Below are 13,247 nucleotides of genomic sequence, written 5' to 3'. Positions count from 1 at the left end.
TCGCGGCAACCCGTCATTGACCGCGCGCCCCGCGTGCGTTTTGTTTGTCGTTTTTATTTTTCATCCACCGCCATTCACAACACACTTATGTCAACGCAGTCCACACCCGCCGAAGTCTCCATGGAAACCATTGTCGCGCTCTGCAAGCGCCGCGGTTTCATTTTCCAGTCGTCCGAAATCTACGGCGGCCTCAACGGCTTTTTTGACTACGGCCCGCTCGGCTCCGAGATGAAGAAAAACATCCGCGACTGCTGGTGGAACGATATGGTGCGCCGCCGCGACGACATCGTCGGCATCGAGTCGTCGATCATCATGCACCCGAAAGTTTGGGAGGCCTCGGGCCACATCGCCGGCTTCACCGACCCGCTCGTCGATTGCAAGGCCAGCAAACAACGCTACCGCGCCGACCAGCTCTTTTTCTCGCCCGTCGTCGTCGATGGCAAGACGGTCGGCTACGTTTCCGCGCTCGAGGGCGAAAACACCGCCGCCGAGCTTCAGTCCGCCGCCGAAACGCTCAAGCGCAAGAAGGCGATCCAGGGCGAGCTCGCGCCCGTGCAACCCAAGGACCTCACCGAGGCGCAGCCCGACGAGATTCCGCTCATCCCGTCGCCCGCCACCGGCGAGCCCGGCAGCCTCACGCCGCCGCGCGCGTTCAACATGATGTTCGAAACCTACGTCGGCGCGCTCCGCGACGCGTCCGCCGTCGCCTACCTGCGCCCCGAAACCGCGCAGGGCATGTTCGTCGATTTTAAGAACGTCGTGGACACCGGCCGCGTGAAACTGCCCTTCGGCATCGCGCAAGTCGGCAAGTCGTTTCGCAACGAAATCACGCCGCGCAACTTCATCTTCCGCTCGCGCGAGTTTGAGCAGATGGAGATGGAATACTTCATCCACGAGGACGCCGACTGGGCGCAGTGCCACAAGGACTGGATTGAATGGTGCCGCCAGTGGCTCATTTCCATCGGCCTGCCCGATTCGCACCTCTCGCTCTACGACCACCCGAAGGCCAAGCTTTCGTTCTACTCAAAAGGCACGACGGACATCATGTTCAAGTATCCCTTCGGCGTGCAGGAACTCTGGGGCATCGCCGCGCGCGGCAACTACGACCTCACGCAACACGCCGAGGCCAGCGGCAAGCCGCAGGAAATTTTCGACGAGGCCACGAAAAAGAAATTCGTGCCGCACGTGATCGAGCCCGCCGTGGGCACCGACCGCATTTTCCTCGCCGCGCTCTGCGCCGCCTACGCCGAGGAACAGGTCACCGATGAAAAGGGCAACACCGAGACGCGCATCGTGCTTCGCCTCTCGCCGCGCATCGCGCCGGTGAAGGTGGCGGTGCTCCCGCTCCTCAAAAACAAGGAGGCGCTCGTCGGTCGCGCGCAGGAACTCTACAAGAAGATCAAACGCAAATACACCGCCTTCTACGACGAGTCCGGCGCCATCGGCCGCCGCTACCGTCGCCAGGACGAAATCGGCACGCCCTGGTGCGTGACGATCGACTTCGACACAATCGAAAAGGACGGCACCTTCACCCTTCGCGACCGCGACACGATGCAGCAAACCCGCATCACCGAGGCCGAGCTCTTCGCGCTGCTCGAAGAGAAGGTGTATTGATCCACCCCCGCTCGTTTTCTTCCCATGAAACCCGTTCCCGATCAAAACAACCCGGACGCAGGCGGCAAAAAAAGCGCCGCCGCGACCGCTCCGCGCGCCAACACCACAAACGATCTCGAAATCAAGGACGCGCAAATCATTTTCGACGCCGTGTGGCATGACCTCGAGCAGGAACGCGGGCGCGAAAGCCTCCGCTTTCCCAAGGAACTGCTCCTGCTCGGCGGCGCGCCCGGCTCCGGCAAGGGCACTCACGCCAACTTCATCCAAAAAACACGCGGCTTCACCTGCGAACCCATCGTCATGAGTTCGCTCCTCGCCTCTCCCGAGGCCAGGCGCATCAAGGAATCCGGCAACATGGTCGGCGACCGCGAGGTTGTCGGTTTGCTCATGCGCGAACTCCTCAAGCCCGAATACGCCGACGGTGTCATCCTCGACGGATTTCCGCGCACGCAGGTCCAGGTCGAGTGCATGAAAATGCTTGTCGCCAAAATGGACCAGCTCCGCGCGGAATTTTTCGACACCCCGCTCCATGCGCATTTTCGCAAGCCCACCATCCACATCATGGTGCTTTTCGTTGACGAGAAAACCAGCGTCGAGCGCCAGCTTCAGCGCGGACGCGAAATTCTCCAGCACAACGAGGAGGTTCGCCGCACAGGCATCGGCGAGTTGCTCGAGGAACGCTCGACCGATTTCGACGTGCCCCTCGCGCGACATCGCTACCGTGTGTTCAAGGAGCAAACCTGGGCGGCGCTCCAGTCGCTCAAGGAAAACTTCAACTACCACTTCGTTATCTCCGAGGGCAGCATTGCCGAGGTTGATGAAAAAATCCTCGCCGAGCTCCGCTACCAAAGCTCGCTCGAGCTCGACCCGCGCACCTATGACCGCGTGCGCACCCTGCCGCTCGCCAGCGATATCATCGTCCACGCGCGCCAGGATCTCGTCAAACGCCTCGACTCCTACGAAACCGAGCACGCCGGGCTTTTCGAGCGCGTCGTCAGTTTTATCGAAAAGAAACTGATGCCCATCGTCATCCGCCACGCCATTTCCGGGCGCGCCGACATCAACAGCGAAGACCCGCTGTTCGATGATCCCCTCGCCCTTGCGATGCTCATCGACACTTTTTCGGAACGCGGCTACCACGCCGTCGTGGATCTTCGCCGCATCGAGGTGCCCGAGAGCGTGGACTTTGCCACCGGCATAATTAAAAACCGCGTGAAAAAAGTGCACCACATACACGTCCACTTCCAGGGCGCGGAACTGAGACGATGAAGAAATTTTCGATTTTGGATTCTCGATTTTGGATTGGGAGCTACCGCTCCATTTTCGCATTCGCAACCGCGCGGTAGCGCGCAATCCAAAATCGAGAATCCAAAATCGAAAATTCGCGCCCCGTCTTTCTGCTGCCAAAATAAACCAACGCTCATGAACCACATTTCATTTCTCGGCGCGGGCCGCATGGCTTCGGCGATTGTCACCGGGCTCATCAACAAAGGGGCGCGCACTCCCGCGCAAATCGCGTGCCTCGGCAGCGCGACCGACACGACCGCGGCCGATCTCGCCGCGCGCACCGGAATCGCCGCGACCAACAATCTCGAAACACTGCTCGCCGGAGCCGGCACTGTTGTTCTTGCCTGCAAACCGCAGCAGCTCGCCCAGCTCGATGCCAGCCTCGCCGGGCTCACCCGCGGCAAGCTCATCATCTCGATCCTCGCGGGCAAGCGCCTCGCGCGCCTCGCGCAAACATTTCCCAATGCGCGCAACATTGTTCGCGCCATGCCCAACACGCCCGGCCAAATCGGCGCCGGGGTCACCGCGTGGGCGTCGCTCTCGCCACTCGCCGAAACCGACCGCGCGAACATCGACCAGGTGCTTGGCTCGCTTGGCCGCGTCGTCGCGGTTGGGGAGGCGCAACTCGACGCGGTCACCGGCCTGAGCGGAAGCGGCCCGGCGTATGTCTTTGAATTCGCCGCCGCGCTTCGCGATGCGGGGGTTGCCGCGGGACTCGAACGCGACTCCGCCAAACAGCTCGCCATCGAAACGCTTCTCGGCTCCGCGAAACTGCTCGCGCAGAGCAGCGAGGACGCCGAGACGCTGCGCGATCAAGTCACCTCGCCCAACGGCACCACTTATGCCGGGTTGCAGCGCATGGCCGCGCGCGATTTCCGCGGCATCATCAAGGAGACTGTCCTCGCCGCCACCGCGCGCTCGGAGGAGCTTTCTCGCGACTGACGCACAAGATTGTTTTCCCCTCGCATTCGCCGGACAATGACACCCGAAACACGCAAAAGAATTCTCATCGCAGTCACGATCCTCGTTGCGATCGCCCTGTGCCTCATTTTCCCGCGCGTGCTCGCCTTCGCCAGCCTTGCCGCGCGCGAGCTGCGTTATTTCTGGTGGCTGATCCTCATCGCCGCCGTGGGCATCTACCTGTCGTTTTTCGCGGGACGGAAGAAAAAGTAGCGCGGCGCGTTTTTTTTAGAGAATCGAGTTTTTCAACAAAAACAGACGCCCGATGCGTTCGCGGATCGCCTTGCTGCTGCATTCAAACGCGCCGAGCTCGAAACGAAACCATGCCAGCGCGCCTTCGCTGTCGCTTGAGGGAAGCAGATAGTCGGCGGGGCAGGCGAGGGCGTCGAGTTTGTGATGTCCGCACATGTGCATCGCGCGGGGCATGTGCCAGGCGGACGTGACCAGCGCGACCGGCGCGCCGTTTGCGATTTCGACGGCTGTGCGGATTTCGTCATCGGTGTCGCGTGCTTCGTCCATGCGAATGATGCGCCCGGGATCGATGCCGAGCGATTCGGCGGCCTCGGCGCTGACTTGCGCGTGCGAAGGGCCGCGCAGATGATAACCGGAGACGATCAACTTCGTGTCGGGTGGCAGCACGCGGAGGATTCGCAACGCCTCGGCAAGCCGCGCGCGCCCGGAATTGCTGAGCTGGTTGATGCGGGAGCGCGCGGGGTCGTCGGCATGGCCGCTGCCGAGCACGAGCACGTATTTGCACGCGGCGAGCCGGGCGGGCACGGCGGGATTCGCCGGATCAAACGCCGATTTTAACTCCGGTATCGGCGCGTAGGCGGACTCAAGCGGACGCGCAAGCCGGATGGCAACGCCGCGGTTTGAAGCAAGCAGGAGCACGAGCACGGCGAGTGTGATCATGACGCGCCCGATGCGCGCGAGCTTCTCGCGTTTGCGAAGCCAGATGAACACCACGCCGATCACGCCGATAATAAGCGCGAACTGCAGCGGCATGAAAAAGAGCCCGATGATTTTTTTGAGCCAGAACAGGAAAGTCATTGCGCCATCAAACGTGCGCAAGTCGCGGCATGAGGGAAGCCATTGTTATTCACACGATGCGTTTTGTGCCGCGAGCGTTCCGCGCTCCGCAGTTTTTGCGCGCCGGCCTTTTCGATTTTTGTCACCGGGGCTTTCTGATTTCTTCCGTTCCCGGTCCGGCAAAGGGCGGGTTTTCGAACATGCCGCCGCCGTTTGTCGCGCGCGGGTCGTTGGTTTGCGCAAGCACCTCCATCATGCGGGCGGCGAGCGTTTGGCGCCGCTTGTCGTAATCCGCGTCGGTCGCGACGTTGACGAGGCAGTCGGGGTCGGTGCGCAAATCATAGAGCTCCTCGGCGGGGCGTTTGCCGAAGGCGTATTTCCAGTGCACAATCCACTCCGGCTTGGCGCCGTGAAGCATGAGCCAGGTTTTTGTCGGGCTCGCGTCCATGTCGGCAAACGCGTAACGGGAGTCCCGGCTTTTTTCGGCAAAATTTTCGGGCAGTTTTTTGGCGTTCCAAGCGTAAGGATCGCCTGCGGGCCAGCGTTCGGGCTTGAAGTTGCGGATATACAAAAAGTCCTTCGTGCGGATGGCGCGTTGCGGATACGGGGTGAGGTCGGCGCGCGCGCGTTCGACGTGCCTTTCGCGGCCGGTGATGACGTAATCGCGTGCCGGATCAACCTGTCCGTTTTTGTCGGAGAGCAGCAGCGGCAGGATGCTGCGGCCCGTCATGCAGGCGGGCGGTTTTTCCCCGCCGATTTCCAGAAACGTGGGCGCGAGGTCCATCAGGTTGATGAAGTCGTCCACCGCGCGGCCGCCCTTGACCTTGTCGCCCCAGCGCACGAGCAGCGCGACTTCGGTGCCGATGTTGTAGAGGTTGCACTTCGCCCGCGGAAAACCGGGGATGCCATGATCGCCGCTCAGGACGATGACCGTGTTGTCGAGCTCGCCCATTGCCTCAAGCTTGGCGATGAACCGTTCGAGCACGGCATCGAGCGCGAGCACTTCGCCGAGATAATCGCAAAAATCCTGCCTCACCTCGGGCACGTCGGGCAGGAATTTGGGCATGCGCCCCTTCAGTTTTTCGGGGTCGAGATTCCAGAGCGCCTTGCCCGAGCCTTTTTCCCATGCTCGGTGCGTGTTTGTGGGGCCGAAGTAATAACAAAACGGTTTTGTCGCGTCCTCCGGCGTGGCGCGCCGCCTGGCGAGAAACGCCTCGAAGTTGTCGATGCACTCCTTGTATATCCGCTCCTTGGCGTCGTCGAGGTTCGCGCCTTTTGCGACGAGCTTGGTGACGTTTTGGGAAAACCTGTTGAAACGATTGCCCGCGCCGGTGAACTGCGTGCGCTTGGCCCCGAACGGCGCGTTTGCCGGCACTCCCGGTCCCCACGCCTTGTAAGTGTGGCCGATAAAATAGCCGGATTTTTCGAGCAGCAGCGGGAAGGTCGGAATCGACTCGTCCCAGATGGCGGGGCGCAGGATCGCGCCGCGTCCGGTGCGGTAAAAATATTGGCCCGAGAACAGCGCGCTGCGGCTCGGCGTGCAACTGGGCGCGTTGACATGCGCGTTGGTGAATCGCACGCCTTCGAGTCCCACCCGGTCGATTGCGGGCGTGTTCACGAGCTGGTTGACGGGGTTTTCCTTGTAGACGCCCGCGTAGCGCCCCCAGTCGTCGGCAAAAAAGAAAAAGATGTTGGGGCGCTTGTCCCGCTCTTGCGCGGCTCCCAGCGCCAGCACGGCGCCGAACCATGCAAAAAGTTGTTGTATGAGGAAAAGACGGCAAAAAATATTTTTCATGATTTGGACTGCAAGGGGGCTCGCCGGAGCCAGCCGGCAATCAGAGCCATTGGTGCGGGCAGAGGGAATCGAACCCTCCTCTCATGCTTGGGAAGCACGCATAATAGCCGATATACTATGCCCGCGAAAACCAAAGGGGAACGGTCTCGCATTCAAGGGCGGCGGACGGGGAGGGCAATCACGAATTTGCCGCGTCCGCCTTGGTGTTCGCCCGGGGCGCCCGTTTATTGCACTTGTTCGATTGACTCGACCTTGCCGTCGCGGAAAACGATGCGACCGATTTCCTCCATGCGGTCGCGATAAACCGCCTCGGACACCGGTGTGTAATACACGCGCCAGACTTTTGCCCGCGAATCATAATACATGTCGCGACGGTGACCGACGAAACGGCGGCCCATGTATTCCTTGTAATATTGGTTGTATATCCACGTGGTCACGGTGCCTTTGGCCGTGGCGCGGCTTGTCACTTTGTCGGCCTTGCCCATCGCCATGTAAACCATGTCGGGCGTGTAGCCGACCTCAATGATGCCCTGCCTGACGTTCGCCTGTTCGGTTGGCGTCAGCGAATCGAAGACAGGCTGTTTTTCCTTTATGCGACTGTCCACGGTGCTGCATCCCGCCATCACGAGCGCGGCAACGAGAATGGTGAGAACGGAAATGGCGTTTTTCATGCGCGTTGCTGACATGGTTAATCGAGCGGCGTTCCGCAAGGTTGGGGGCGGCGGGATGTTTGCATCGCAAATTTAATCGCCCAAGTTTGTCCCAAGGTGCCGCGCGGAGCGGATCAGCGGATGGTCGAGCGGGAGTGTTTTCAGGTTTCCGGCGACTTTAGAAATCGGGGTTGTCGTGATGCGGTCGCCGTCAACCCCGACCATGATGCCAAACTTGCCGTCGGCGATCCTTTCCACGCAGGTCGTGCCGAGGCGGGTGCCGAGGAGCCGGTCGCGGTGGGAGGGCGTGCCCCCGCGCTGGATGTAACCAAGAATGGATACGCGCGAGTCGAGGCCGGTGAGCGTGTTGAGCTGGCGGGCGAGGCGAAAGATGTTGTCCTCGTGATCGGCGTCGAGCTTGGCGATCACGGTTTTGGCGATGCGTTTTTGCGCGGCGTTGGTCGCGCTTTTGCCTGCCTGGCGCGCGGCTTCGTAGGCCCGCGTGTCCTCGATGGAGCGCGCGCCCTCGGCGACGGCCACGATGCTGAACTTCGTGCCCCGCGCGACGCGGCGTTTGATGGCCGCGGCGATTTTGTTCACATCGTAGGGGATTTCGGGAACGAGGATCACGTCCGCGCCGCCCGCGAGCCCGGCGCCCATGGCGAGCCAGCCGGCGCGGTGTCCCATGATTTCGGCGAGGATGATGCGGTGGTGGCTGTGCGCGGTGCTGTGCAGGCGGTCGATGGCGTCGGTTGCGATTTCAAGCGCGGTGGCGAAGCCGATGGTGGAGTCGGTGTGCGCGACGTCGTTGTCGATTGTCTTTGGCAGCGTGACAATGTTGAGGCCTTTTTCGGCGAGCTTGAGCGCGTTTTTATGCGTGCCGCCGCCGCCGATGCAAACGAGCGCGGTGAGCTTGTGGCGCTTGTAGGTGGCCACGAGTTTGTCGCGCACATCGACGGGGCCTTTTGGCGTTCCCATGCGGTGGGGCTTGAGCCGGCTCGTGCCGAGCACCGTGCCGCCGACGGTGAGGATGTTGGCAAGGTCCTCCTTTTTTAACTCGACCCAGCGATCCTCAAGCATGCCGAGGAATCCGTCGCGAAATCCGATGACGTTCCAGCCTTTGCCGATGGCGGTTTTGCCGATGGCGCGGATGGCCGCGTTGAGGCCGGGACTGTCGCCCCCGGCGGTGAGAACTCCAATGCACGTTTTCTTTTTGGATGATTTGGGATTCTTTTTCGACGGCTTCATCTTTGTCTCCGAGGAAAATGCGAAGACCGCGCGCGGGCAAGGCGCAATAAACGCCCCGCGTTAAATCGCGCGCATTATGCCGGGCGTCACAAGCGATGCCGCGCATCTACTTCCACAGGTTCCAAAAATGGTGCGTCGGGCCGTGGCCGGAGCCGACGTCGAGCGCGCCGGAGGTTTCGATGGCGCGTGTGAGGTAGGCTTTGGCGGCGCGGATCGCGTCGAGCGGCGTGGCGCACTGCGGAAGCTGGGCGGCGATCGCGGCGGAGAGCGTGCAGCCGGTGCCGTGCGTGTTTTTTGTGGCGATGCGCGGGGCGCGGAGCTCGGTTTGCGTGACGCCGTCATCAACGATGTCGATGCTTTCGGCACCGTCGAGATGACCGCCTTTTACCATGACAATGCGCGGGCCGAGCTCGCGCAGGGCGCGCGCGGCTTTGCGCATGTCGTCGAGGTTTTTTATCGGTGCGCAGCCGAGGAGCACCTCGGTTTCGGGGATGTTGGGCGTGATGATTTCGGCGAGGGGGAAGAGTTCGCCGCGGAGCGACTCGATGGCGTCATGGGCGAGCAACTGGTGTTTGCTTTTGGACACCATGACGGGATCGATGACGATGCGTTTCGCGTTGTGGCGGCGAAGGTCGGCGGCGACGCGGCGCGTGATTTCGGCGGTGCCGAGCATGCCGATTTTCACCGAGTCAACGCGCACGTCGGCATACAGCGTGTCGATTTGCCGCGTGATAAAATCAAGCGGGATTGGATAAATGCCGGTGACGGTTTGCGTGTTTTGCGCCGTGAGCGCGGCGAGCACGCCCATGCCGTAGGCGCCGTTTGCGGAAAATGCCTTCAAGTCGGCGAGCACGCCGGCGCCGCCCGACGGGTCGGTGGTTGCGATTGTGAGGACGTTAGGAATCATGGTGATCGTTTTGTTGTGAAATTTTTGGGTAGGGCGAACCCTCCGGGTGAGCCGGGATTGTGGACGGCTCACCCGGAGGGTTCGCCCTACCATGTGTCATTTTTTCGCAGCCAGAAGCGCCGCGGCCGCGGCGCGGGGATCATCCGCATACGAAATCGCCGAGACAATGGCGATGCCGGTCACGCCGGTCGCATAAATGGCGGGCGCGCTTTCCGCAGTGATGCCGCCGATTCCAACCATGGGCACGGGCGAGAGAGGGACGAGCTCGGCGAGTCCGGCGGCACCGATTGCGGGCGGGGCGTTGCGCTTGGATTGCGTCGGGAAAACGGGGCCGATGCCGATGTAATCGACGACGGTCTTGTCAACCGCGAGGACCTGTTCGCGATTGGATGTGGAGAGGCCGAGCAGCTTGTCTTTGCCGATTAGCCGGCGGACAACGGGCGCGGGCAGATCGCCCTGGCCGATGTGCACGCCGTCGGCATCGAGCGCGAGCGCGAGATCGACATGGTCGTTGATGATGAGCGGCACGCCGAGGCGCTTGAGCAGGTCGCGCACGGCCATGCCGTTTTCGTAAAGCTCGTGTTTCGTGCCGCCATCGGTGCGGTATTGCACGATGGAGACGCCGCCCGCGACGGCGGCTTCGATGGATTCGAGGAATCCCTTTTTATAAACCGACGGCATGTCGGTGACCATGTAGAGTGTGTAATCGGGTTGTTTCATGAGGGAAAAGGAGTCAGGAGTCAGAATACAGGAGTCAGGAGATGAAGAGGGATGGGTGGCGAGTAGTGAGGAGTGAATGGTGGAAGATGGATTCTGGCACTCAGGCTTCTATCCTCTGTTTTCGATTTTTGCGTATTTGCGAATGGTGTCGGCGTCGAGCCGGTCGAGTTCGTCGATGAGCGCGGTGCGAAAACTTCCGGGGCGCGGCGCGCGCGCGGCGGCGAGCTCGCCCGCGATCGCCATGAACACGGCGGCGGCCGCGGCACCATGAATCTTGGCCGGCGCGACGGCGACGCACGCCGCGGCAAGCGAGCCTTGCGCGCACCCGACTCCGGTCACGCGCGTGAGAAGCGGATGGCCGTTGGCGCAGGCGAGCGTGCGCGCGGCATCAAGCGCGTAATCAACGGAACCGGTGACAAGAACGGCGTTTCCAGTCTGCGCGACGAGTTGAGCCGCGGCATCGAGCGCGTGCTCGGCGCTGTCGCCGCTGTCCGCGCCGCGGCCTTTTCCAGCTCGGCCCGCGAGCGCGATGATTTCGGATGCGTTGCCGCGAATGAGCGCGGGGCGTTGCGCAAGAATCTCGCGGGAAAAACGCGTGCGCAGGCTGATCGCGCCGACTGCGACGGGATCAAGCACCCACGGTTTTCCGGCAAGCGTGGCGGCGGCGATCGCGGCGCGCATCGCCTCCATTTGCGCGGTGCCGAGCGTGCCGACGTTGATGAGGAGCGCGTCGGCGATCGCCGCGAACTCGGCGGCCTCCTCCGCGTGCTCGACCATCGCGGGCGACGCGCCGATGGCGAGGAGTATGTTTGCGGTGATGTCCTTGACGACCTCGTTGGTCATGCAATGCACGAGCGGGCGTCGCTCGCGGAGCGTTTCGAGCACGCGGACGATGTCGTCGACGGTGACTGTTGGTTTGTTTTGGGCCATGTTTGCGAGATTTGGTTCAACGCGGTTTTTTCGCGGCGACTGAACCGGCCCGCCGTCCCGGTGCTGGCGCGCCCGGCGCGGCTGTGACGATTCCCTTCGCCGGTATTAACCGGATCAGGTTCGACGGGTTTGTTCTCAGCTTCCCTCGGGCGGAAGCACCCCGTGTCACTAGACGCGGCGGAGTTTTGCCCGCGGCGGGGCGCTGTCAATCCTTCAGGATGCGTCGCCGCGCCGAGACGGGCCGGGGCTTGGCGACTCCGGGGCGATCTGACTCCAAAGCATGGCGGATTTTTCGCGCAAAATTTCGCGCGCGCGAACGACCTCGTTTTCACGGGCGGCGCGGTTTTTTTCGGCGATGCGCGCGAGGTCGTCGAGGTTGTAGACAAAAACATTTTCGATGTCGGCGACGGATGGCTCGACATCGCGCGGCATGGCCAGGTCGATGAAAAAAAGCGGCTGCGCGCGGCGGCGGCGCATGGCGGCCTCGGCGTCGTCGCGGCGGATCACGGCCTCGGGCGCGGCGGTCGAGCAGACAACAACGTCATAATCGGCAAGGTGCGCGGGGACGTGCCCGAAGGGCAGGGCGGTGGCGCCGAGATCGCTTGCAAGCGCCATGGCGCGCTCAAACGTCCGGCTGGCCACGGTGAGGGCGCTCGCGCCGCGGCTCTGGAACGCGCGCGCGGTTTTTTCGCTGATGTCTCCCGCGCCGAGCAGGAGGATGCGCGTGCGCCCAAGCTCTTCGAAAATCTTTTGCGCGAGATCGACGGCGACATTGGCGATGCTGACCTGGCCGGCGGTGATCGCGGTGCTGGTGCGGACGTGTTTTGCGTATTGGAATGTTTTTTGAAAAATGCGGTTGAGCGCGGGGCCTGTCGCGCGGCGCGTCAGCGCGTCGGCGTAGGCGTCCTTCACCTGCCCGAGGATTTCGGTTTCGCCGAGCATCTGCGAGTCGAGCCCCGAGGCCACTTCGAGGAGATGCTGGATGGCGTCGCGTCCCGTCGCATGCTGGCGGACATCGCGAAACGTCTCCGGTGGAAAATCTTGCAATGCGCAAAACTCCGCCTCGATGCGCGCGATGATTTCGGGTGCGTTGGCGAGGCCGTAGATTTCGACGCGGTTGCAGGTGTTCAGCACGACGGTTCCGCGCAGGCCGTCGATGGCGGCGAGGCGCGCTTGGAACGCGGGCAGCTTGTCCTCGGTGAGCGCGAGTTTTTCCCGCAGCGCGAGAGGCGCGGCGTGGTGGTTCGCGCCGAGATAAAAAAAGACTCCTGTTTCGTGCGCGCTCATGGCAGGCGGTGCGCGTCGATGACGCCGAGCGTGGCAATCGCCACGGTAAAAAGCGCGATGCAAACCCACGCGAGACGGCGGGCGGGCACGATGTTTGCGCGGCGGAATGAGAGAGCCACCGCGTAAAGAAACCAGATCGCGCCGAGAAACAGCATGGCGGAATTTATGGCGTGGCCCGCGGTGCGCTGCCAGTGGATGATCGCGACGGCGAGCGACGCGCCGAGCAAAACGACCCCGGTCGTGAGCAGGCGCAGGTTGATTTGATCAAGCGCCTGCATCGGCGGCAGGAGCGAAAAAATGCCGTCCATCCGCCGGCGTTTGATGCTAAACCACTGAAGCAGATACATGGCGGATGTGAGCGCGAGCAGTCCGAAAACGCCGTAGCTAAAAAGCGCGAGCGCGGCGTGAAACTCGACCCACGCGTTGCCGCCGGACGCGGACGCGCGGCGAACCGCGTCCCACGCCGGAACCGCGAGCGAAACGAGGCTGAGCGCGGCGGCAAACGCGGATGTGAAAAACCCGAGCAGACTTAACCGAAAAACCGCGCCGACGACAAAATACAGGGCGACCGCCGACCATGTGGTGAATTGCAAAATCTCAAACGTGTTGCCGATGGGACAGCCGCTGATTGCTTTTCCGCGCAGATACAGTCCGAGGGTTTGCGCGGCGAACCCCGCGAGCATGATAAAAAACGCGAGGCGGTTCGAATGACGCCCGCGCCGGATGAGCGGGACCACGCCGAACAAAAAGCCGCCCAGGTAAAGAGCGGCCGCCAGCCAGAGCCAGGCGCGGTCTGTGAGGAAAGTCTCGGTCATTCGCG

At 62.4% G+C, this 13,247-nt stretch carries 13 protein-coding genes, 1 tRNA gene and 1 riboswitch; of the genes, 4 read left to right on the top strand and 10 right to left on the bottom strand.

Annotated features, from left to right (window positions below; genetic code table 11):
* Window positions 1-87 precede the first annotated feature (87 nt).
* The 4 genes from M2447_RS03610 (at window position 88) to M2447_RS03595 (ending at window position 4,074) form a co-directional block, all read left to right on the top strand.
* Complete coding sequence (locus M2447_RS03610; protein ID WP_277557434.1) at window positions 88-1,614, top strand: glycine--tRNA ligase; 1,527 nt, start codon at window positions 88-90, stop codon at window positions 1,612-1,614.
* A 24-nt stretch (window positions 1,615-1,638) separates the two neighbouring features.
* On the top strand, window positions 1,639-2,883 hold the full coding sequence (locus tag M2447_RS03605) for a nucleoside monophosphate kinase (RefSeq protein WP_277510610.1): 1,245 nt from the start codon (window positions 1,639-1,641) through the stop codon (window positions 2,881-2,883).
* Window positions 2,884-3,036: 153 nt separating this feature from the next.
* Window positions 3,037-3,843 carry a pyrroline-5-carboxylate reductase gene (proC, locus tag M2447_RS03600; protein WP_277557433.1) on the top strand — a complete coding sequence of 269 codons (807 nt, stop codon included), beginning with the start codon at window positions 3,037-3,039 and terminating at the stop codon, window positions 3,841-3,843.
* A gap of 36 nt (window positions 3,844-3,879) precedes the next feature.
* Window positions 3,880-4,074 (top strand): hypothetical protein, encoded by a 195-nt coding sequence (locus M2447_RS03595; RefSeq protein ID WP_277510613.1) that lies wholly within the window; start codon window positions 3,880-3,882, stop codon window positions 4,072-4,074.
* A gap of 15 nt (window positions 4,075-4,089) precedes the next feature.
* Here M2447_RS03595 and M2447_RS03590 read toward each other — a convergent pair whose 3' ends face one another.
* From M2447_RS03590 to ccsA, 10 genes are all read right to left on the bottom strand, one after another.
* Window positions 4,090-4,866 carry an ElyC/SanA/YdcF family protein gene (locus tag M2447_RS03590; RefSeq protein ID WP_277557432.1) on the bottom strand — a complete coding sequence of 259 codons (777 nt, stop codon included), beginning with the start codon at window positions 4,864-4,866 and terminating at the stop codon, window positions 4,090-4,092.
* A 166-nt stretch (window positions 4,867-5,032) separates the two neighbouring features.
* Window positions 5,033-6,685, bottom strand: coding sequence for a sulfatase (locus M2447_RS03585; protein ID WP_277557431.1), 1,653 nt, complete (start codon window positions 6,683-6,685; stop codon window positions 5,033-5,035).
* Between the two features lie 50 nt (window positions 6,686-6,735).
* A tRNA-Gly gene (locus M2447_RS03580) sits at window positions 6,736-6,810 on the bottom strand.
* Between the two features lie 99 nt (window positions 6,811-6,909).
* Window positions 6,910-7,356: a hypothetical protein gene (locus M2447_RS03575; protein ID WP_277557430.1), complete on the bottom strand. Its 447-nt coding sequence runs from the start codon at window positions 7,354-7,356 to the stop codon at window positions 6,910-6,912.
* 72 nt (window positions 7,357-7,428) lie between these two features.
* Window positions 7,429-8,583 (bottom strand): ATP-dependent 6-phosphofructokinase, encoded by a 1,155-nt coding sequence (locus M2447_RS03570; RefSeq protein ID WP_277557429.1) that lies wholly within the window; start codon window positions 8,581-8,583, stop codon window positions 7,429-7,431.
* A 106-nt stretch (window positions 8,584-8,689) separates the two neighbouring features.
* Window positions 8,690-9,490, bottom strand: a complete 801-nt coding sequence (gene thiD, locus M2447_RS03565) for a bifunctional hydroxymethylpyrimidine kinase/phosphomethylpyrimidine kinase (protein WP_277557428.1) — start codon at window positions 9,488-9,490, stop codon at window positions 8,690-8,692.
* A 96-nt stretch (window positions 9,491-9,586) separates the two neighbouring features.
* Complete coding sequence (gene thiE, locus M2447_RS03560) at window positions 9,587-10,210, bottom strand: thiamine phosphate synthase (protein ID WP_277557427.1); 624 nt, start codon at window positions 10,208-10,210, stop codon at window positions 9,587-9,589.
* A gap of 108 nt (window positions 10,211-10,318) precedes the next feature.
* Complete coding sequence (gene thiM / locus M2447_RS03555) at window positions 10,319-11,140, bottom strand: hydroxyethylthiazole kinase (protein ID WP_277557426.1); 822 nt, start codon at window positions 11,138-11,140, stop codon at window positions 10,319-10,321.
* 73 nt (window positions 11,141-11,213) lie between these two features.
* Window positions 11,214-11,313, bottom strand: a riboswitch (TPP riboswitch).
* A gap of 40 nt (window positions 11,314-11,353) precedes the next feature.
* Window positions 11,354-12,427: a glutamyl-tRNA reductase gene (hemA, locus tag M2447_RS03550; RefSeq protein ID WP_277557425.1), complete on the bottom strand. Its 1,074-nt coding sequence runs from the start codon at window positions 12,425-12,427 to the stop codon at window positions 11,354-11,356.
* The gene (gene ccsA, locus M2447_RS03545) at window positions 12,424-13,242 is read right to left on the bottom strand and encodes a cytochrome c biogenesis protein CcsA (protein WP_277557424.1); all 819 of its coding nucleotides are present in this window, start codon (window positions 13,240-13,242) and stop codon (window positions 12,424-12,426) included. Before ccsA ends, hemA begins: the two co-directional genes overlap by 4 nt.
* Window positions 13,243-13,247 lie beyond the last annotated feature (5 nt).

This window comes from Ereboglobus sp. PH5-10, assembly GCF_029504735.1.
Classification (GTDB): domain Bacteria; phylum Verrucomicrobiota; class Verrucomicrobiia; order Opitutales; family Opitutaceae; genus Ereboglobus.
Note: the sequence above shows the minus strand (reverse complement) of the source record. Positions and strands in the feature narration are given on the sequence as shown.

Coding starts and splice junctions, on each gene's coding strand:
- proC (WP_277557433.1), top strand. CDS start 3,037: ATGAACCACATTTCATTTCTCGGCGCGGGCCGCATGGCTTCGGCGATT.
- M2447_RS03590 (WP_277557432.1), bottom strand. CDS start 4,866: ATGCCGCTGCAGTTCGCGCTTATTATCGGCGTGATCGGCGTGGTGTTC.
- M2447_RS03595 (WP_277510613.1), top strand. CDS start 3,880: ATGACACCCGAAACACGCAAAAGAATTCTCATCGCAGTCACGATCCTC.
- M2447_RS03575 (WP_277557430.1), bottom strand. CDS start 7,356: ATGAAAAACGCCATTTCCGTTCTCACCATTCTCGTTGCCGCGCTCGTG.
- thiE (WP_277557427.1), bottom strand. CDS start 10,210: ATGAAACAACCCGATTACACACTCTACATGGTCACCGACATGCCGTCG.
- thiM (WP_277557426.1), bottom strand. CDS start 11,140: ATGGCCCAAAACAAACCAACAGTCACCGTCGACGACATCGTCCGCGTG.
- M2447_RS03610 (WP_277557434.1), top strand. CDS start 88: ATGTCAACGCAGTCCACACCCGCCGAAGTCTCCATGGAAACCATTGTC.
- M2447_RS03605 (WP_277510610.1), top strand. CDS start 1,639: ATGAAACCCGTTCCCGATCAAAACAACCCGGACGCAGGCGGCAAAAAA.
- M2447_RS03570 (WP_277557429.1), bottom strand. CDS start 8,583: ATGAAGCCGTCGAAAAAGAATCCCAAATCATCCAAAAAGAAAACGTGC.
- ccsA (WP_277557424.1), bottom strand. CDS start 13,242: ATGACCGAGACTTTCCTCACAGACCGCGCCTGGCTCTGGCTGGCGGCC.
- thiD (WP_277557428.1), bottom strand. CDS start 9,490: ATGATTCCTAACGTCCTCACAATCGCAACCACCGACCCGTCGGGCGGC.
- hemA (WP_277557425.1), bottom strand. CDS start 12,427: ATGAGCGCGCACGAAACAGGAGTCTTTTTTTATCTCGGCGCGAACCAC.
- M2447_RS03585 (WP_277557431.1), bottom strand. CDS start 6,685: ATGAAAAATATTTTTTGCCGTCTTTTCCTCATACAACAACTTTTTGCA.